The organism is Novosphingobium mangrovisedimenti, assembly GCF_025153475.1.
In the GTDB taxonomy this organism is placed as follows: Bacteria; Pseudomonadota; Alphaproteobacteria; order Sphingomonadales; family Sphingomonadaceae; genus Novosphingobium; species Novosphingobium mangrovi_A.
On the sequence record NZ_JANZXA010000015.1, the window covers coordinates 35,873 to 55,103 of the forward strand.

Sequence of the window (19,231 nt, forward strand, 5' to 3'; positions counted from 1 at the left end):
GCGCACATGACGATCGGGTTACACTGGACGCAGTGTGCACCTGTGACTACATACCGGTCGGTATGGAATGTTCGGCTTCCTCCAAGACACGTGGTCGCCCTCGGGAATTCGATCCCGAGCAGGCGCTTGCCAGCGCGCTTCGCGTGTTCTGGGAGCGTGGCTACGAAGGCGCGTCGATGGTCGAGCTGACCGAGGCGATGGGCATTACCAAACCCAGCCTTTATGCGTGCTTCGGCAACAAGGAAGCGCTCTTCAAGAAGGCGCTGGACCTCTATGAGCGCGAAAAGCTCTGCTACATCCAGGCCGCGAACGATGCGCCGACAGCGCGCGGCGTTGCCCAGCGCCTGCTGAATGGCGCGCTCGACACGCATTGCGGTTCCAGCGACCCGCAAGGATGCCTCGGTATCATGAGCACGGTCGCCTGCTCCACGGAATCGCCCGCGATTCGCGAGGAAGTCATTGCCCGGCGCGCTTCGTCCGAGGCCGCGCTGGTCGCCCGCTTCGAACGGGCCAGGGCGGAAGGCGACTTGCCCGAAAGCGTCGACGCCAAGGCGCTCGCGCAATGCCTTACCACGGTCATGCAGGGCATTGCGGTCAAGGCGCAGGGTGGCGCGGATCGCGAGGATCTGAGCCACGTCGTCGACACGTTCCTGACGATGTGGCCCAGCCGCTAGGCGGCTTTATGCGCCGCGTCGGACGCGGCGATGAAAATTTATTCATCTTCCGTTCAACCTCTTGAAACCGACGGTCCCGCACCAATGTACCGATTGGTACAGAAACAGCCTTGACGCACTGCGGCAAACAAATATATACCAATCGGTATAGAACAAAGCCTTCCAAATCGGCGCTGGAGGTCGAATGACTGAAAACCCCGTGCCGGTTCTGGCTGGCTGATTTCGGTGCCGCCTGTCCCCGCAGGTGGTTCCTGACAACACGAACTCGAAGCAGCCAGCCACGCCGGGGCTATCGCCCGTGCGCGTGGCTGGCTGTGCCCCCCGATTTTCCGGCACCCTTGCGCCGGAAATCGTCCCGGCGCGCGTCCTTCCCCCCTCCCGCCTCGGGGCGCGCGCCGGGTCCTTCCTGGAGTAACGAAACATGGCCTTCATCGATTTCAAGGATGCAGAGCCGGGGACGCCTTTGGCTTCGGTCGCCAGCATGGCGGCCGAACATCGGGCGTCGCCCATTGTCGATGCGCTGACGGCACTCGAGCGCCGCGTCATCGAACTGGCCCGCGAGGATGATCTCGAAACCTTGCGTCCACCGCGCACGCGGGGCTGGTTCGCGCGTCTGATCCTGGGCCCGATGCCGGCGTCGCCGATGCTGGCCAACGAACGCCTGGAAAGCCTGCGCCGGCTTGCGGTGCAGGCCTGGCACCATGGCTACAACCTGCCGGTCTCCGCGCAGGAGGAGGCCCTGGCCGCAGGGTTCAGCGAGCACCAGGTCGGTGCCGTCCTCGACACTATCGGGCGCCTGCGCGCGCCTTTCCGGAGGCTTTCCGCGTGAACTATTCGACAGCCATCGAAACGCCTGAAGCGAGCGTGGCGGAAATTGCCGAAACGCGCGAACGCCGCCCGCATCGCCGCAACGTGGCGATTGTCGCGATTGCGGCATTGGCGGCGGCGGGCATCGGCTGGAAGCTGTTCCATGGCACCGCTGCTGAAGCGGTGCCGCCGCCGGTTCCCACTGTTCAGGCCGCGTATCCGCTGGTGCGCGACGTGACCGAGTGGGACGACTACGTGGGCCGCTTCGCGCCGAGCAAGACGGTGGAAGTCCGCCCGCGTGTCTCGGGTGCGATCACGCGCATCCACTTCCGGGATGGCGATTTCGTCCGCAAGGGGCAGCCCTTGTTCACGGTCGACCCGCGTCCCTATCGGGCCGCCCTGGCCGAAACGCAGGCCGATGTCGCCGCAGCGCGCAGTGCACTGGCACTGGCCAAGTCTGACTACGGCCGCGTAGCCGGTCTCACAGGCGACGAGGCCATTGCCGCGAGCGAGGTCGATCAATTGCGCACGCGCGTCCGCTCGGCGTCGGCCGCGCTGGCTGCCGCGCAGGCGCGCGAACGCCAGCGTGCGCTCGATGTCGAGTTCGCGACTGTCCGCGCGCCGATCTCGGGGCGGATTTCGGATCGCCGCGTGGATGTCGGCAACCTCGTCTCGGGCGATAGCGGCGCCAATGCCACTCTGCTGACGACGATCAACGCCGTCGATCCGATCTACTTCACGTTCGACGCTTCGGAGGCGCTGTTCCTCAAGACCCAGCGCGACCGGGCCGGGAAAAAGGCCCCGGCCGACGTGCAGGTGCGCCTGCAGGACGAGACGGCCTACCGCTGGACCGGCAAGCTCGACTTCACCGACAACGGGCTCGATCCGCGCTCGGGGACCATTCGCGTGCGCGCCGTGCTCGACAATCCCGACGGCTTCCTGACGCCGGGCATGTTCGGCAACATGCGCCTAGCCGACAGCGGCACCGTCAAGGCCATGCTGGTGCCCGACGATGCCGTCCATTCCGACCAGGCGCGCAAGATCGTGCTCACTGTCGGCAAGGACGGCATGGTTGACGCCAAGCCGGTCGATCTCGGCCCGATGGTGGGCGGCCTGCGCGTGATCCGTTCGGGCCTGACGCCTGCCGACAGGATCGTGGTCTCGAACTATCAGGGCGCCGTTGCCGGGGCTAAGGTTCAGACCAGCCGCGGCACGATCGCGGTGGACCCCGCGACGGAAAAGGCGCCGGGCGCGGTTCCCGCCGGACCGTCCGAGCCGGTGGCCGCACAGGCGACCCTGGCCAACTGATTCACCCGTAACGGAGGCGTCCGTCCGCCGGTCGCCGCCAACTCAGGGGCACATATCCATGCGATTTTCCCGGTTCTTCATCGACCGGCCGATTTTCGCGGGCGTCATCGCGGTGATCATCACCGTGGTGGGGGCGCTCGCGTTCATCGGCCTTCCCATCACCCAGTACCCCGACATCGTCCCGCCCACGGTGACGGTGAGCGCGCAATATCCGGGCGCTTCCGCCGAGACCGTGGCCGATACCGTCGCCGCACCGATCGAACAGGAGATCAACGGCGTCGACAACATGCTCTACATGGGCTCGCAGTCGACCGGAGACGGCAAGGTCATCATCACCGTCACGTTCAAGATCGGCACCGATCTAGACGAGGCGCAGGTCCTCGTGCAGAACCGGGTGGCGGTGGCCACGCCGCGCCTGCCGGAGGAAGTGCAGCGTCTGGGCGTGGTGACCCGCAAGTCCTCGCCGGACTTCCTGATGGTCGTGAACCTGCAGTCGCCCGACGGTTCGCTCGATCGCGACTACATCTCCAACTATGCACTCACGCAGGTGAAGGACAAGCTGGCGCGGCTTGATGGCGTGGGCGATGTCCGCCTGTTCGGTGCGCGTGACTATGGTATGCGCATCTGGATCGATCCGGGCAAGGCCGCCGCTCTCGACCTGACCGCGGGCGAGATCGTTCAGGCACTGCGCGCGCAGAACGTGCAGGTTTCCGCCGGTGCGCTGGGCCAGCCGCCGTTCGACCAGGGCAATGCCTATCAGATCGGCGTCGAGATGCAGGGGCGCCTCAAGACGCCCGAGCAGTTCGCCAACGTCGTGGTCCGCACCGATCCGGATGGCCGGCAGGTGCGCGTGCGCGATGTCGCCCGCGTGGAGCTGGGCGCGCAGGACTATGGCACCAACACCTACCTTTCGGGCAAGCCGACCGTGGTCATCGCGGTCCTGCAGCGCCCGGGTTCCAACGCCCTCGAGGCGGCGCAGGCGGTGCGGGCCGAGATGGACGATCTCGCCACGTCTTTCCCGCAGGGCCTCGAATACAGCGTGATCTACAACCCGACCGAGTTCATCGGCCAGTCGATCGACGCGGTGTACCAGACGCTGTTCGAAGCGGTGGTGCTGGTGGTGCTGGTCATCCTTGTGTTCCTGCAGAATTGGCGCGCGGCGATCATCCCGATCATTGCCATCCCGGTCTCGCTGGTCGGCACGGCGGTGATGCTGGCGGCGACGGGCTATTCGCTCAACAACCTCTCGCTGTTCGGGCTCGTGCTGGCGATCGGCATCGTCGTCGACGACGCGATCGTCGTGGTCGAGAACGTCGAGCGCTACATCGAGGAGGGGATGACGCCGATCGAGGCGGCCCGGCGCTCGATGGACGAAGTTTCCGGCGCGCTTGTCGCCATCGTGCTCGTGCTTTGCGCGGTCTTCGTGCCGACGCTGTTCATTTCCGGCATCTCGGGTGAATTCTACAAGCAGTTCGCCGTCACCATCTCGACCGCGACGGTGATTTCGCTGCTGCTTTCGCTCACCCTTTCGCCGGCTCTGGGCGCGATCCTGCTGCGCGAACGCCACGACGTGCCGGACGATGCGCCGCGCTGGAAGCGGTTCCTGCAGAATGCGGGAGATCGCTTCAACCATGGCTTCGAGCGCATGAGCGAGGCCTATGCGAAGCTGACGCTGCGGCTGGTGAAGCGCCCGCTACGGATGATGGCGACTTACGGAGGGCTCATCGCCGCGACTGTGGGCCTGTTCTGGGCGACGCCGACCGGCTTTGTGCCACAGCAGGACCAGGGCTACTTCCTTGCCGCCGTCTTCCTGCCGCCGGGCTCTTCGCTCTCGCGCACGGACGAGGCGATGCAGGACGTGGCGAAGCGCATCCTGCCGATCAAGGGCCTGCGCGGGGCGGTGATGTTCGCCGGGCTCCACGGTCCGTCGCGTACGCAGACGCCCGATGCCGCCGCGATCTACTTCCCCTTCAAGAGCTTCGAGGAACGCAAGAAACTGGGTGCGACCTATGAAGGCATCATGCAGCAGGCGCATGCCGCGCTGGCGGGGTTCGACAAGGGGCATGTGATCCTGCTGCCGCCGCCGACCATCAATGGCATTGTCCCTCCGGGCGGCTACCGGATGATCGTGGAGGACAAGAACGGGCGCGGCTATGCCGAGCTTGCCAAGGCTGCCGGTCCGATGCTGGCGCAGGCCAACCAGTCGCCCGAACTGCGGCAGGTCTATACCCTGTTCAACATGAACACGCCGCGCGTCTATGCCGATGTCGACCGGCGCAAGGCCGACTTGCTGGGTGTCCCGCCGGAACGGGTGTTCGAGGCCTTGCAGGTCTATCTCGGTTCGGCATTCGTCAACGACTTCAACCTGCTGGGGCGCACATATCGCGTCACTGCGCAGGCGGATGCGCCCTACCGGGGCACGACGGCGGACATCGCCAACCTGAAGACCCGCTCGAACTCCGGGGCCATGGTGCCGATCGGTTCGGTGGCCACTTTCCAGGACAAGACCGGGCCTTACCGCGTGGTGCGCTATAACCTGCAGAGGGCGATCGAGGTCGACGGCAGTGTGGCACCCGGCTTCTCCACAGGGCAAGCGCTGGCGACCATGGAACGGATCGCCGACGATACGCTGCCGGCCGGCTACGATCACGAGTGGACTGGCATTGCCTACCAGCAGTCGACGGCGGGCAATACCGCGGGCGTGGTGTTCGGCATGGCGGTGCTCTTCGTCTTCCTCGTGCTCGCCGCGCAGTACGAGAGCCTGACGCTGCCGCTGGCGATCATCCTGATCGTGCCGATGTGCCTGTTCGCGGCCATGCTGGGCGTGAACCTGAGGGGGATGGACAACAACATCCTGACGCAGATCGGTCTCGTCGTGCTCATCGCGCTGGCCGCCAAGAATGCGATCCTCGTGGTCGAATTCGCCAAGCAGGCCGAGGACGAGCGCGGCATGTCGACGGTGGAAGCCGCCGTCTATGCGGCCCGTACCCGGTTGCGCCCGATCCTGATGACCAGCTTCGCCTTCATCCTCGGCACGGTGCCGCTGGTGATTGCCACGGGCGCGGGCGCGGAGCTGCGGCAGGCGCTGGGCACGGCGGTGTTCTTCGGCATGACGGGCGTGACGGTCTTCGGCCTGCTCTTCACGCCGACGTTCTATGTCGTGTGCCGCAAGCTCGCGGCCCGGTTGCGGCGGAGAGACTCCGGCCCAAGCCGTCCCAGCCACGCCTTGCAGCCCGCGGAATGAAAGGGAAAGAAGCGATGAAAATGCGAAACCTCGTCGCGGCGCTGCTTGCCGCGACCAGCCTCGCAGCCTGCGCTGCCGGCCCCGACTACGTCGCGCCGGCCCTGCCGGCTGCGGGAGACGCGCCCTTCGCGGGAAGTACATCGCCCGAAGTCGTCACCACGTCGCCGGACGATCACTGGTGGCGGCTCTACGACGATCCGGTGCTGAACGGACTGGTCGTCGATGCGCTGGCGGCCAACACCGATGTGCGTGTGGCGGTGGCCCGGATCGAGCGGGCCCGGGCGAGCCTTCGCGGCGCGCGTTCCGATGCCTTGCCGCAAACCGCGATCAGCGGCTCTGGCACGTACGGCCGCGCCGCCGAGAGCCAGGTCCCGCCGGGGACGGACAGGGAAGGCCGGACGGTCGACGGGCAACTGGCCGTCAGCTACGAACTCGATCTGTTCGGCCGCGTCCGGCGCGGTATCGAGGCTTCGCGCGCCGATCTGGGCGCCGCGCGCGAAAATGCCGATGCGGTGCGCGTGACCGTGGTCGCGGATACCGTCCGGGCCTATGTCGATGCCACCAGCGCGGCGGAACAGCTGGCCGTGGCGCACCGCACGGTGGACTTGCTGGACCGCTCGGTGCGGATCACCAGCGCCCGGTTCGAGCGCGGCCTCAACGAACGTCTGGACGTGATCCGCCTCATGCAGCTGCGCGACCAGCAGGCGGCGGAAATTCCCTCGCTGCAGGCCACGCGCGATGCCGCGCTGTTCCGTCTCGCGACACTGACCGGGCGCACGCCGCAGGATCTTCCGGCGGCGGTGCGGGAACGGACGACAACGCCCGACGTGGCTCAGCCGATCCCGGTCGGCGACGGACGCACGCTCCTTGCCCGCCGTCCCGACGTGAAGGCTGCCGAAAGGCGCCTTGCCGCCGATACGGCGCGGATCGGCGTGGCGACGGCGGACCTCTATCCGAAGATCACGCTGGGCGGGTCGGTCGGCACGACAGCGGTCGGCGCGACCGACGTGTTCGGCGCGGGACCGCTGCGCTGGCTGGTGGGGCCGCTGATCTCCTGGGCCTTCCCGAACCAGGAAGCCATCCGCGCGCGCATTGGCGCCGCCCGGGCGGATGTGCAGGCCGATCTCGCCACTTTCGACGGCACCGTGCTGAGGGCTCTGGAGGAGACCGAGACGGCCCTGTCCGCCTATCGCAACGCGTTGTTGCGCAAGGAGCGGCTCGGGTCCGCGCGCGATGCGGCGGGGCGCGCGGCGAAAGTCAGCATCGCGCGTCAGGGCCGGGGGCAGATCGATGCGCTCGCCGTGCTCGATGCGCAGCGCACGCTGGCGCAATCGGAATCCACTTATGCGCAGGCGACGCGCGACGTGGCCTTCGCGCAAGTGGACCTGTTCCGTGCTCTGGGCGGCACGTGGCGGGACAAGACGCCGGTGGCGACCCGTTCCGTGACGGCAGGCGCGGGCGAAAGTCCGGTGGGCTGACTTCTTGCACTCCCGTCGATCTCGCGCAGGCGGGGATTCCGCCTGCGCGCGTAGGAGCGTCGGCAGTGTGCATTCTTCTGCGGTTAATGAACGCGCGGCAGTGACATGATACTGCCCAGAGGCCGCTGCCGGTCGGCCGCGATATTTGGGCAGCGTTCACCAATATTTATTCGTATGCTCCTATCCCGCCTGTCTCGGAGTGGAGTAGGCGAGGATAGATGGGCTTGTGGACGGAGAGGGCGGCGGCTCTGCTGGCGATCGCGCTGGCCGTGCCGTCCGTGCCGGCCATGGCCCGCGAGGACGGGGCAAGCGAGGATTCCGCCTTCGAACTGTCCGCCAATGTCGGCCTTGTAAGCGACTACAGGTTTCGCGGCATCAGCCTGTCGGGCAGGGACCCGGCGATCCAGGGCGGTTTCGACCTCAGTCACGATAGCGGCCTGTTCGTCGGGACCTGGGCCTCCAGCATCGCCGACTACAGCGGTTCGAACGTCGAGCTCGACATCTATGGCGGATATGCCGGGTCGTTCGAAGGTGTCGACTATTCGATCACGGCATTGGGATACTTCTACCCGGGCGGCAGCGGCGTCGACTATTTCGAGGTCCTGGGTACCGCGAGCACGAGCTTTGGCCCGGCGACCGTCGGGCTGGATGCGGCGTGGGTCCCTTCGCAGGACAACTACGGCGGGAACAACTTCTACATGGCTGCGAAGACGGAGATCCCCGTTGGCGAGACGCCCGTCAGCCTGTTCGGCCATCTCGGCTATGAAAACGGGGATTCCTACGACAACAAATGGGACTGGGAGGCGGGCATTTCCTATGTCGCGGGGCCGCTGACGGCCTCGGTGTCCTATGTCGATACCAACTATTCCGGGGCGAACGAGTCTGGCCGCCTCGCCAGGGCGGGTGTAGTCGCAACGCTCGTCGCGAGCTTCTGAAACAGGCTGAAACGATGTTCCGTCTCTTCCTTTCCGTCGACATGGTCGGATCGACCCAGTTCAAGGCCACCGCTGCTGCGCGCGGGGTCGACGGCTGGCTGGAGACGTTCCGCACGTTCTTCACCAACTTCCCGCTGATGCTGGTGGGGCAGATGGGCTTCGAATTCCTCGACGAGGAGGAGACCCCTGCGGTGGATGTCTGGAAAGCCATGGGCGATGAAGTGATCTTCACCGCCCGGCCGTCCAGCCCCGAGGAACTCGTCGGCATCCTGCGCGTGCTGCTCCGGACCATGCGGCTCTACGAGGCGACACACTTTCCCAAACTGCCGCTGCGCCTCAAGGGCACGGCATGGCTCGCCGATTTTTCCGAGAACAACATCGCGCTCGAAATCCCGGAGCTGTCCTCCGGCGACGCTTCGCCGCACCTCGACTTCATCGGGCCGGATCTCGACCTTGGTTTCCGTCTCTCGAAGTTTGCGCGGCCCGCCAGCCTCGTGCTCTCGCTGGACCTCGTCGAAATGCTGCTCGAGGCCGACAATCGCTCGACCGTCGCCATGTACCTCGTCGGGCGCGAGGAGCTGAAGGGCGTGATGTTCGGCCGGCCCTATCCGATCATCTGGATGCACGATGCAGAGGAAGGCTTCGACTTCCTGCCCTGGGAAATCGAGGGTTGCCCCTACATCGCCTCGGTCATGGACACGCAGCCGGCTTCCCCGGAAGCGCTGCGCCGGCAGATCGACGACATGCGCCTCTACCTGCGCAAGATGCATGGTCTCGAAAGGCCGCCCATCGCGTTCAGCTGAGGCTGTCCCTTTCGCCTTCGTAGCAGACTGTCAGGATAGCGATGTCATCGGATTGCGGCACCGCGCCGACGAAGGCGCGCACGCTGTCGGCAAGGCCTTCCGCGATCAGCCTGGCCGAGAATTCGGCGCGCGCCGTGGCCAGAGCATCGGCGATCCGTGCAGTCGTGAACAGCTGCTCGTCGGCGTCCGTGGCTTCCGATACGCCATCGGTGAACAGCACCAGCGCGTCGCCTTCGTTCAGGCGGAAGTGCCCGGTGCTGTAGACGGCGTCCTCGAACACGCCCAGCGCCATGCCCTGCAGCTTCTGCAGCCGTTCGACCAAACCGCCGTCGCGCACGATGAACGGCGCTTCGTGGCCGCCGTCGCTGTACTCCACGTCGCCGCTGCGCAGGTCGAGGATGCCGGCGAAGATCGTCACGAACATCTCGGCGGCGTTGTCGCGCGAGAGTTCGATATTGACACGCTGCATGATCTCCCCGGTCGATTTGCCGGACATCGCATGCGCCTTGAACAGGGTGGTGGTCATGGCCATGAACAGCGCCGCCGGCACGCCCTTGCCCGAAACGTCGCCGACGACGAAGAACAGGCGGTTATCGTCGATCAGGAAGTAGTCGTAGAGGTCGCCGCCGACCTGTTTGGCCGGTTCGAGCAGGGCGAAGACGTCAAGGTCCTTGCGTTCGGGGAAGGGCGGGAAAGTGCGCGGCAACATGCCGACCTGGATGTCGCGCGCGGCGGACAATTCGCCTTCCACCCTCTCACGGGCGGCTGTCGCTTCCTCCATTTCGACAAGGTAGCGCTGGAGCCGCGCGATCATCCCCGCCATGGCCTCGGCCAGGCTGCCGACCTCGTCGCCGCGGCTTCGGCTGATGGTCTGCATCGCTTCCATCTCGTCCTCGTCGGGCTGGAAGCTGCGGGTCTCCATGTTGCGCGTGAAGGCCGTCAGCCGCACGAGCGGGGCGACGATGCGCGAGATGAGGAACCAGCCCACGGCCATCGACAGGGCGAACAGGGCCATGCCGATGGAGATGGACTTGACCAGCGCTTCATGCAGCCGCTGGTCGAGCCGCGCGAGGTCGATGTCCGCGCCGATGACATGCACGCGGCCGTCGGAGGCCTTGACCGGCATGTAGATCGACCGGAAGCGGCCGAACGAGTCGGAATATTCGTCGAAGCGAGTGTGCTCGTCCGCAAAGCTGCGATAGAGCTCGTCGGGCGCGGTGTCGTAGAGCGTGAAGAACCTGGTCTGCCTGCCTTCCAGGATCTCCGTCGGCGTGGCGCTGGTGGCGACCGTGCGGATCTCGTCACCGAATTTCATATAGGAATAGACGTAGGTGAACCCGGAATCGTTGGCGAAACGCGAAAGCCGCTGCCTCACCGCCCGGTACTCGGGCGGCGGGATCGAATCCGGGCCGGTGATGCGGCGGTGATAACCCTGGGGGACAATCTCGCGCACGGCGTTCGCCGCGGCCTGCAGCCGGCCGTCGATGCCGGTGATGATCTCGCTCCGGTCCGTTCCGTAGAGCACGGCGGTGTAGGCCGTAGCGGATACCAGATTGAGTAAGAGGAGAAGCAGCAGCAGTTGCGGCTTCAGGCCGAACCTGCGTACCCGCTGCGCTCCATCCAAGGTCGCCACGACAATAGTCTCCCGATAACGTGATCGAAACCGAATAAGCCCTATTGGGGCCTGAACTCCAAAATTTGATTAAACCGGATCACAACAAAGGCGGGGGAGAAAATTGGTCGAAATTCTTAGCCGCCTCTTCCGTATCGAGCGTGGCGAATGGCTCCGGCTGTTGCAGTTCGGGCTGTTCGGTTTCCTCCTGCAGATGGGCATGGGCGTCGGCTTCAGCGCCGGCGATGCCGCGTTCCTGAGCAATGTGGGCGCGGACAGGTTGCCGCTCGTCTTCATGCTGACGCCGGCGGTGATGCTGCTCTACACGGTGTTGTTTTCCTATCTGCTAGTGCGTTTCTCGATCGACCGCATGGTCGACATCACCCTTGCGGCGCTGATCGCCGGGGGCGTGGGGTTCTGGGCGCTGATCGATGCCGGGCTGCCTCCGGGCTGGCAGACGCCGCTCTATTTCGCGCTGAAGCTCTATCTGGCGATGTGGTACATCGCGCTCTACTCGCTGTTCTGGAACTATACCGACGCCTATTTCGACATCCAGGATGCCAAGCGCCTGTTCCCGCTTTTCGCCGCGTTCTGCGCGCTAGGCACGGCCATGGGGGCGCTGGTCGTCAGCGTTTCCGCCAAGGCTGTTCCGGTGCAGTATTTCTTCCTGCTCTGGGCGGCGATCGCCTTCGCGACCCTTCCGCTGACGCGGCTGCTGCGCAGGCGCTGGCAGCAGATTGCCGAGAACGATGTCGATCTCGACGAGCAGGACGGCAGCGCGCTCGAACAGCTTGCCGCGGTGGGCAGGGCCTTTGGCAGGTCGCGCTACACCATCGTCTTCACGCTCACGCTGTTCGTGACGCTGCTGATGACCAATCTTGCCGAATACCAGTATTCGATGGTGCTGCAGGAAGGCCGCGACGAGGCCGGGCTGGCGGGGTTGTTCGGCACGCTCTACGCCGCTGCCAGCCTGTTCAACCTCGTCACCTGCCTCTTCGTGTTCAACCGGCTGGTTGCCCGGCTCGGCGTGCGCAATGTCGCCTTCATCCAGCCGCTTACTTATTTCGCGGTTTTCGGCTGGTTCTTCCTGAAGGGCGGGACGGGCGCCGCGCTGGCCGCGTTCTTCGCCTATCACGGCGTCCTGACGTCGATCGAGTACAACAACCAGAACCTGCTGTTCAACGCGGTGCCTTCGCGCGTCAAGCGCCCGCTTCGCACGGTCATGGAAGGGCTGGCGGAACCTTTGGCCAGCCTCGTTGCGGGCGGTTTCCTCCTCTACGCCGCCAGCTATGTCGACATGCGCGAACTGTCGGGGATTGGCATCATCATCGGGGGGCTCCTCATCGCCATCGTCGTGGCCCTGCGCGCACTCTACCCCACCGCGATGGCAGCCAACATGCGCCAGGGCTGGATGAACTTCGGCAACCGCGCGGTCGTAGAGGCCGCGCGCCTCGATGCCGAGGCGCATGCGCGACTGGAAGCGGCGAGTGCGGGCAAGGACCCGGCGGGAGAACTCGCGGCCAGGCTGTTGCAGACCGTGCAGGACGCGCCGCCCGAGCCGTCAGAACGTGCCGGGGCAACCGACAGCGAAGTCATCCCCGATATTCTCGCCGCCACTGCCCGGCTGGCGCCGCGCGACCGGCGCGCCGTCGTGGCACGGCTCGCCGCGATCGGCGAAACCGCGATTCCGCGCCTGATCGGCGGCATGCGCGAGACGTCGCTGCCCTATCGCTCGCGTGCGCTCGCGGCACGCGCGCTGGCCGAGGTATCCTATGCCCAGTTCGCGCGGCATCTCGACCGGCTGGTCCGCGAGGAACTGCGCGAGGCGCGCAGGTTGCTGGCCGGTGCCGCCGTGCTGGAACGGCATGAAGGTGAGCATGCCTCGCTGGTCCTGCTCGCGCGTGCGCAGCGCGAACGTGTCGGCGCGGCATTGGACTTCGTGCTGGAACTGTTGGCGATCGGCGGCCTGCTGCCCAATTTCGACCTGCTGATCGTCTCGCTCCATTCGGCCAATGCCAAAGTGCGCGGCAATGCCATCGAGGCGATCGAAAGCGGGATCGACGGCGCGCTGTTCCGGCTGCTCGATCCGCTGCTGCGCCCGCAGGACGGCGCGCGCGCGGAAGCAGGGACGGCGGGCAACCTTGCCGATGTTCTCGATGCGGCAATGGCCGGCGGCCAGCCGATCGAAATGACGCTGGCGGCGGACGTCCTGCACGACCGGCTCGATACCGCCGCTTTCGCGCGGGTCGCGCAGCGGGTGATCCGTCCCGGCATGCCCGAACTGCTGCGCCTGCATCTGCTGGACCTGATGGGGCTTGGGGACGGACAGGGACTGCGCCTGCCCGACGTTCTGGCCGCTCTTGCAGTTCATCCCGAGGTGGGTGGGGCGACGCTTGAAGCGCTGCTGGCGCTGTCCGCGGCGGTAGTCCTTCGACCGCCCGGTGAAGGCGGTCTGTGCGCGAAGGCCGGGGGACGGACGTTCTGGGTTTCCCATCTCGATCTGCGCGATGTCGCCGGGCGCTTCCCGGACCTCGCACTCGTGCTTCTGAAGTCGCAGGATGACAGGCAATATGCGGCCTAGAAGCGTTCCCATAAAATCGCTGCTGCTGCGCACGTTCCTGCCGGCGGTCGTCCTGGTGGCGGTGCTTCTCGCAGGGCTCGCGTACAACTGGCTCTACGCCTCGATTCTGGACGGGTTCGAGCGAAAGCTGGTCACCGCGAGCGCGCTGACCGGTGCCATGGTCGATCCGGCCGATCACGACCGCCTGATTCGGGCCGCCATGGCGGGCGAGGATGCCGGGGCGGTCGAGGCGACACCAGCCTATCGGCGAAACGTCGTGCCGCTGCGGCATATCCGGGAACAGCTGGGGCTTACGTACCTCTACACGCAGGTGACCGGCGGTCCCGAGGACATCCTCTATATCCTGGACGGGACGGTGGGAGAGGATCATTCGCTGATCGGCTCGACCGACGATTTGCCCGACGAGACCGTGGAAGGGCTCGATCGCGTCGAGAAACAGGGGACGATCTACGTCTCGCCCATCGAATATCAGGAGCAATGGGGCCTGCTGAAGACCGCCGCCGCACCGGTGATGGGTGCCGATGGGCGGATCGCCGCTTCGGCCGGTGCAGACGTCAACATCTCGGTGATCCAGGTGGCGACCCAGAATGCCCTGTTCATGAGTGCGATGATCGGCATCGGGTCGGTTCTCGCCTGCATTCTCGTGACACTGGCGCTGGTGCGCCGCATTGCCGTGCCCATCGAAGCGCTCACCGAGGATACGCTGCAGATCGCGGCAGGCGGCACGCACGGCTCCGCCGGGGAACGCGGCCCGCGCGAAGTCATGGACTTGCGGCGCGCGCTCGCGGACCGCGTCGGGCAGATGGCAGGCGATGCGAAGCGCCGCAAGGACGCCATCGCCGAGCGCGAAGCGCGCGGGACGGCAGACCTGCTCGCGGGACAGGCGGGGGCCGGTGCGAATTTGCCGGTCGTGCTCGTGTCGCGCGCGGACTGCATGGTCGCATGGGTGGCCGCGCGGGACATGGATGTCGGGACGATCCTTGCCAGCCGGGCGATGGCGCAGCTGGCCTGCAAGTGCGCATCGAACCCCGATCTGGCGAAGCAGTGGCGCCGGATGGCGGATTTCGATCACGGTACATGCGTGGTCGTCGATGGCGGTGCGGGGACTGTCGAACTCGTCGGCGCGGAGCAACGGGACCTGCTCATCGGCGGCAGGCAGGTGCGGCTCGAACCGGGAATGCGCGCGCGTTTCGAGGCGGGCGAAAGCATAACGCTGGCCGGGCAGGGGAGGCCCGACTGCCGCTTGTGGCCAGAGGCGGCACGATGATTTCGGCGGCTGACGTGGATACCTTCCTGGCGCTGGGCGCGTGCCGGCCCTTCGACCGGCTCACCGAATCCGAGCTGCTGCTGGTTTCCCGGCACGTGCACCGCCGCAGCCACGCCGGGGGCGAAGTGGTTCTCCCCGCCGGGCTGGCCGCAGAGCGCCTCGTGGTCGTTGTCGGCGGAACCGTGCTGTGCGGCGGAAGGCCCGCGCCCGCGGTGTTCGATGCCCAGTCCGCTCTGTTCGGCTTGCCGGTCAGGGCCGACTATGTCGCGGCACCGGAGGGCGTCGAAACGCTGTGCCTTGCCAAGCCGCACCTGTTTACGATCGCCCGGGAATGTCCGGACTTCATTGTCGGCCTCGCCGCCGAACGCGCGAGGGACAGGGCATGACGATCCGTTCGACCATCCTTGTCCTTGCCGTGCCGCTCTTCCTCCTGCTGGCGCTCGTCAATGGCGCACTGCTCTATTCGCAGGACCGGGCGGAGGAGCAGCAGGCGCTGCGCGATCAGGCGCTGACGGCGGCCGTTACCGTGGCCGAATTCCTCCGCAAGATAGACGATCCGCAGACCGAACTCGCGCAAGGCGTCCGCAAGGAGGCCCTGCGGGCTGGGCTTGCCCATGTCGATGGGCTGGACGGGCTTTACCTTGTCGAACCCGGACGCGCGCCATTCGCGCTCAAGGCGAGCCGCCGCCCCTGGGATATGTCGCGTCTTCGCAGTCCCGGAAGGCCGGAAAGCTTCGGGCCGGGCGAGGGCGTCCGGGGCGACCGCTGGGTGATCGCACTGGCACCGGCCGGGTTCGCGCGCTTCGTGGCCGTGCGGTTCGACGCGGACCCGATCTTCGGGCACGCCAGCGACCTGCGCAGGGGCATTCTCGTTATTGTCGTCGCGCTTGGCCTGTTCGCCGCGGGGCTGGGTCTGTTCGTCGCCCGGCGCATCACCCGCGAACTGGAGGTCAACCGACGGTCGCTTGCCGGTGGTGATGCACCGCATGCTTCCGGCGATCTGCGCATCCGCGAGGCGCAGGATCTGGCCGATGCCCTGAGGCTGATGGACACCAGCACGCAGGCCGCCATGGCGCGTGACCGCGATGCCGTCGAACGCAACGAAAGTCGGCGCGATGTCGATCAGGCGATCGAAAAGGCGCGGTCGTCGCTCTTCGCGCCGTGCACGGTCCGAACGGGCGATCGCGAGATCGCCATGCGCATCTGCGGCGATCCGCCGCCGGGCAGCTTCTTCGCGCATGCCGCCACCGATGAAGGCGGCACGCTCGTCCTCGGGCGTTGCCGGGCCGGGACGCCCATCGATGCGCTGGCCGCGGCGTGCGATGTCCGTCGCCTGATAGAGCGCAGCGTCAGCAGCGAAGCGCTGGAGCATACACTCGCCGCGCTTCGCGCCGTGTACGCTATCGAGGCGCTGGAAAGCTGCAGCTGGCGGCGCGATCGGGAGCCGGGCGAACTGCAACTGGTCATGCTCGCGGATCGCGCCATGGCGCAGCGGGCGCAGGCCTATTGCCGGGCCAATGCCGGAATTGCGCCCGAAGCCTTTCTGGCCGGCCTCGACATCATGCTGGAGCCGAGCGGGATCTTCGCCGCAATCGGCGGGGTGTCCTCAGCCGATGGAAGCGAGCGCGGCATCGACATCCGGCTCGATGGCAAAGATGCTGCTGAAGCCGCTGATGTCGAACACTTCGCGCACTGACGCGGCAAGGCCGGACAGGATCAGACGATTACCCGAGGCCTTGGCCACCTTGGCGCCCTTCAGCAGGATGCGAAGGCCCGCGGAACTGACGTAGCTGACTTGCGACAGGTCGACGATCGTGGCCGCATTGCTTTCGATCCGCTCGGGCAAGGTGCTTTCAAGCTGCGGGGCGGTGTTGCTGTCCAGCCTTCCGGCAACGGACACGATCAGGGCGGCTCCCTTGATCTCTTCGCTGATTTCCATCGGCCCTACTCCACCCGCCCGTACATCGAATCCGGGGACCTTATTGGAGAAGTTGTGAAATTTTTCCACTCGATTAAGCTGCTGCTGCCCGGGATCGTACGGCGCATGGCGGGAATCGAGTGGCATGAACTGCGATTATGAGCGCACTCTTTCCGACGGCAGGGCAGGCTTTCCCGCATTCCTCGAAGCCATCGAATCCTACCTCGAAGGGGCGGGCCTGCCGATCGATGTGGTGACGAAAGTCATGATCGTTTTCGACGAACTCGGCAGCAATATCCTCGACCATGGCAGCGCCGATGGCATTCCCTCGATCACGACCCGCCTGAATGTGCGCAAGGACGCGCTGGAAGTGGAACTTTCCGATACCGGCATACCCTTCGATCCGCTGTCGCTGCCGGCGCCGGATACGTCGCTGTCGGTGGAAGATCGTCCGGTCGGCGGGCTCGGTATTCACATTGTTCGAGAATTGATGGACCGTGTCGAATATAACCGCGAAGGGGCGTTGAATACGATACGTTTCGCTAAGAAATTCAGCCTAGACTGAACCGAACGCCGATCGGCATTTCACAACGATATTCAGGGGAAGCGGCCTTGTCCATTCAGCCACGAGGGCCATTGACTGCGGCCGAGAGCGGGCCGGACCGCCTCGTGGTTTGCCATCGGGAAGCCATCGGCCACTGTGTGCTCTCGCTCGCCCCCTTCGCAAAGGGCGAGGTGGTGGATCGGTTCTCTGGCGAGATCGGGCCCGAATTGCGGCAGCACAGCCTGCAGGTGCGCCCGGGCCTGCACATTTCCGACACACGGTTCGTCGGGTTTCTGTCGCATGGATGCGATCCCAATTGCCGTCTCGACATGGAGCGTCTCGAGCTTGTCGCCCTGCGCGGCATTGCCGCCGGGGATTTGCTGACGATCGACTATGCCGAGACCGAGGACGTGCTGTTCCGTCAGTTCGCCTGTCAATGCGGCGCGCGCACGTGCCGCGGATGGATTACCGGGCGGCTGGAAGATGCGAACGAGGATGGCCTGCGCCGAATGGCGGATGGGGGCAAGTCGGCGGGGCGATCGTCGGTGCTTGCCGGCGACGCCGCATGGTGGACGCGGGAGGACCTGCATTATCGGGCCGGGCGCCTCCGGTTCGCCGGGTGCGATGTCGCGACCATGGCAGCAGAGGTCGAGGAGCCGCTCTATCTCTATTCGCTCGACCGGGTCGAGGCCAACCTGGATCGCGTGCTTGCGGCGCTGGGCGATGTCGGGTGCGAAGCCGGCGTCTACTACGCGATGAAGGCCAACCGTTTCCGCCCGTTGCTCGAAAGGCTCGCGCAATCGGGCAAGTGCGGTATCGACATCTGTTCGCCCGGTGAACTGGATCTTGCCCTGTCGTGCGGGTTTGCTCCCGGCCGGATCAGCTTTACCGGATGCGGCGTTTCGCGGGGCGATCTCGCCACGCTGCTGCGGCATCCCGATCTCTCGATCAATTGCGATACGATCGGCATGATACGGCGGATCGGCGAGAGTTCGCCCGGCAGGGAAATCGGCATTCGCGTGAATCCGGGGCTGGGTACGGGCTACGGCGATGGCGAGAAGCTGACATATGCGGGCGGCAGGACGACCAAGTTCGGCATCTACCGCGAGCAATGGAGCGAAGCCCTGGCGACCGCGCGGGAATTCGGCCTGAAGGTGACCGGCCTGCATTTCCATGTCGGCTGCGGCTATCTCACCGACCAGCTGGAGCAATGGAGCCGCGCCATCGGCGCAGCCCTGCGCTTTCTCGATGAGGTTCCCGAGGTGAGAACGGTCAATGTCGGCGGCGGTCTGGGGCTGCCGCACCGGGTGACAGACCAGCCGCTCGACCTCGCGCGCTGGTCTTCGATCCTGCGCGACCACTTCGCCGGACGAGGCGTGCGGATCGCGGTGGAACCGGGGGACTACATCGTCAAGGACGCGGGCATGCTCGTGCTGCGCGTCACCGATGTCGAATGGAAGCGCGACACTCGCTTCGTCAGCGTCAATGGCGGTTTCAACCTCCATCCCGAACCGGCATTCTACGATCTGCCCTGCGAGCCGGCGCCCTGCGTGCTGCGCGGCAAGGGCACGAACCGGCAAACCGTGACGATCGCGGGCAACATCAACGAAGCGCTCGATATATGGGCCGCCGACATCGCGTTGCAGCCGGTGGAGGAGGGCGATGCGATCGCGTTTCTCAATGCCGGTGGCTACGGTGTGGCGATGAGTTCGAATCACTGTCTGCGCGGCAGCTTCAGGGAATGCGCGATCTGATTTCGTGAGGGCGGCGATTCGGGGTGCGACGCGCTAAAGCAATGCAATCGGAGCGCAAATTCCACTGTCCATCGGATGCAAAAAGATACGCCGGCCAATCCCCCGAACAGGTTTATGAAGCGCTGTCATCCCCGCAATGATCGAATTGCATCGGTTAGCGATGATTTACCATTCGCCTGAAAGCAACTGAACGCGCAATTTCTCTGAAGATTTATTTCGGCCTCTTGTTGACGAACCTGTAACTGACGTAGAAAAGCAAGGACTTGGTGGGGGGCACCGCGATCCGGTTGTGGACAGGGTGCGCTG

Annotated in this window: 15 protein-coding genes; 13 read left to right on the plus strand and 2 right to left on the minus strand. The window is 65.7% G+C overall.

The window, feature by feature from the left end; all coding sequences use genetic code 11:
- The first annotated feature begins 62 nt into the window (after window positions 1-62).
- The 7 genes from NZK81_RS18360 (at window position 63) to NZK81_RS18390 (ending at window position 9,249) form a co-directional block, all read left to right on the plus strand.
- Window positions 63-674, plus strand: a complete 612-nt coding sequence (locus NZK81_RS18360) for a TetR/AcrR family transcriptional regulator (RefSeq protein WP_260047545.1) — start codon at window positions 63-65, stop codon at window positions 672-674.
- A gap of 421 nt (window positions 675-1,095) precedes the next feature.
- Entirely contained in the window at window positions 1,096-1,503 is a 408-nt protein-coding gene (locus NZK81_RS18365) for a hypothetical protein (RefSeq protein WP_260047546.1), read from the plus strand.
- The gene (locus NZK81_RS18370) at window positions 1,500-2,789 is read left to right on the plus strand and encodes an efflux RND transporter periplasmic adaptor subunit (protein ID WP_419181716.1); all 1,290 of its coding nucleotides are present in this window, start codon (window positions 1,500-1,502) and stop codon (window positions 2,787-2,789) included. The genes NZK81_RS18365 and NZK81_RS18370 overlap by 4 nt, the downstream gene beginning before the upstream one ends.
- Window positions 2,790-2,847: 58 nt before the next feature.
- The gene (locus NZK81_RS18375) at window positions 2,848-6,033 is read left to right on the plus strand and encodes an efflux RND transporter permease subunit (protein WP_260047547.1); all 3,186 of its coding nucleotides are present in this window, start codon (window positions 2,848-2,850) and stop codon (window positions 6,031-6,033) included.
- A gap of 14 nt (window positions 6,034-6,047) precedes the next feature.
- Window positions 6,048-7,511 (plus strand): efflux transporter outer membrane subunit, encoded by a 1,464-nt coding sequence (locus tag NZK81_RS18380; protein ID WP_260047548.1) that lies wholly within the window; start codon window positions 6,048-6,050, stop codon window positions 7,509-7,511.
- Between the two features lie 218 nt (window positions 7,512-7,729).
- On the plus strand, window positions 7,730-8,446 hold the full coding sequence (locus NZK81_RS18385; protein ID WP_260047549.1) for a TorF family putative porin: 717 nt from the start codon (window positions 7,730-7,732) through the stop codon (window positions 8,444-8,446).
- Window positions 8,447-8,460: 14 nt separating this feature from the next.
- Window positions 8,461-9,249: a hypothetical protein gene (locus NZK81_RS18390; protein ID WP_260047550.1), complete on the plus strand. Its 789-nt coding sequence runs from the start codon at window positions 8,461-8,463 to the stop codon at window positions 9,247-9,249.
- Here NZK81_RS18390 and NZK81_RS18395 read toward each other — a convergent pair.
- Window positions 9,242-10,882 carry a PP2C family protein-serine/threonine phosphatase gene (locus NZK81_RS18395; RefSeq protein ID WP_260047551.1) on the minus strand — a complete coding sequence of 547 codons (1,641 nt, stop codon included), beginning with the start codon at window positions 10,880-10,882 and terminating at the stop codon, window positions 9,242-9,244. The two genes, NZK81_RS18390 and NZK81_RS18395, sit on opposite strands and share 8 nt — an antisense overlap.
- 103 nt (window positions 10,883-10,985) lie before the next feature.
- Between NZK81_RS18395 and NZK81_RS18400 the strand changes: the two genes are divergently transcribed.
- The 4 genes from NZK81_RS18400 to NZK81_RS18415 are packed head-to-tail and all read left to right on the plus strand — an operon-like array spanning window position 10,986 to window position 16,405.
- Window positions 10,986-13,442, plus strand: coding sequence for an MFS transporter (locus NZK81_RS18400; RefSeq protein ID WP_260047552.1), 2,457 nt, complete (start codon window positions 10,986-10,988; stop codon window positions 13,440-13,442).
- Complete coding sequence (locus NZK81_RS18405) at window positions 13,432-14,709, plus strand: histidine kinase (RefSeq protein WP_260047553.1); 1,278 nt, start codon at window positions 13,432-13,434, stop codon at window positions 14,707-14,709. Before NZK81_RS18400 ends, NZK81_RS18405 begins: the two co-directional genes overlap by 11 nt.
- Window positions 14,706-15,095 carry a Crp/Fnr family transcriptional regulator gene (locus NZK81_RS18410; RefSeq protein WP_260047554.1) on the plus strand — a complete coding sequence of 130 codons (390 nt, stop codon included), beginning with the start codon at window positions 14,706-14,708 and terminating at the stop codon, window positions 15,093-15,095. Before NZK81_RS18405 ends, NZK81_RS18410 begins: the two co-directional genes overlap by 4 nt.
- A complete protein-coding gene (locus NZK81_RS18415) occupies window positions 15,092-16,405 on the plus strand; it encodes a hypothetical protein (RefSeq protein ID WP_260047555.1) in 1,314 nt (437 codons plus the stop codon). Before NZK81_RS18410 ends, NZK81_RS18415 begins: the two co-directional genes overlap by 4 nt.
- On the opposite strand, the gene NZK81_RS18420 is transcribed toward NZK81_RS18415, so the two are convergent.
- Window positions 16,316-16,648: an STAS domain-containing protein gene (locus tag NZK81_RS18420; RefSeq protein ID WP_260047556.1), complete on the minus strand. Its 333-nt coding sequence runs from the start codon at window positions 16,646-16,648 to the stop codon at window positions 16,316-16,318. The two genes, NZK81_RS18415 and NZK81_RS18420, sit on opposite strands and share 90 nt — an antisense overlap.
- Before the next feature lie 124 nt (window positions 16,649-16,772).
- Between NZK81_RS18420 and NZK81_RS18425 the strand changes: the two genes are divergently transcribed.
- Both NZK81_RS18425 and NZK81_RS18430 read left to right on the plus strand, forming a co-directional pair.
- Window positions 16,773-17,192, plus strand: coding sequence for an ATP-binding protein (locus NZK81_RS18425; protein ID WP_260047557.1), 420 nt, complete (start codon window positions 16,773-16,775; stop codon window positions 17,190-17,192).
- A gap of 71 nt (window positions 17,193-17,263) precedes the next feature.
- Complete coding sequence (locus tag NZK81_RS18430) at window positions 17,264-18,925, plus strand: SET domain-containing protein-lysine N-methyltransferase (RefSeq protein WP_260047558.1); 1,662 nt, start codon at window positions 17,264-17,266, stop codon at window positions 18,923-18,925.
- Window positions 18,926-19,231: the final 306 nt, after the last annotated feature.

What these genes read in the sequence shown, in the direction of transcription:
- NZK81_RS18360 (WP_260047545.1), top strand. Translation starts at nt 63, where the DNA reads ATGGAATGTTCGGCTTCCTCCAAGACACGTGGTCGCCCTCGGGAATTC.
- NZK81_RS18365 (WP_260047546.1), top strand. Translation starts at nt 1,096, where the DNA reads ATGGCCTTCATCGATTTCAAGGATGCAGAGCCGGGGACGCCTTTGGCT.
- NZK81_RS18375 (WP_260047547.1), top strand. Translation starts at nt 2,848, where the DNA reads ATGCGATTTTCCCGGTTCTTCATCGACCGGCCGATTTTCGCGGGCGTC.
- NZK81_RS18380 (WP_260047548.1), top strand. Translation starts at nt 6,048, where the DNA reads ATGAAAATGCGAAACCTCGTCGCGGCGCTGCTTGCCGCGACCAGCCTC.
- NZK81_RS18385 (WP_260047549.1), top strand. Translation starts at nt 7,730, where the DNA reads ATGGGCTTGTGGACGGAGAGGGCGGCGGCTCTGCTGGCGATCGCGCTG.
- NZK81_RS18390 (WP_260047550.1), top strand. Translation starts at nt 8,461, where the DNA reads ATGTTCCGTCTCTTCCTTTCCGTCGACATGGTCGGATCGACCCAGTTC.
- NZK81_RS18405 (WP_260047553.1), top strand. Translation starts at nt 13,432, where the DNA reads ATGCGGCCTAGAAGCGTTCCCATAAAATCGCTGCTGCTGCGCACGTTC.
- NZK81_RS18410 (WP_260047554.1), top strand. Translation starts at nt 14,706, where the DNA reads ATGATTTCGGCGGCTGACGTGGATACCTTCCTGGCGCTGGGCGCGTGC.
- NZK81_RS18415 (WP_260047555.1), top strand. Translation starts at nt 15,092, where the DNA reads ATGACGATCCGTTCGACCATCCTTGTCCTTGCCGTGCCGCTCTTCCTC.
- NZK81_RS18420 (WP_260047556.1), bottom strand. Translation starts at nt 16,648, where the DNA reads ATGGAAATCAGCGAAGAGATCAAGGGAGCCGCCCTGATCGTGTCCGTT.
- NZK81_RS18425 (WP_260047557.1), top strand. Translation starts at nt 16,773, where the DNA reads ATGAACTGCGATTATGAGCGCACTCTTTCCGACGGCAGGGCAGGCTTT.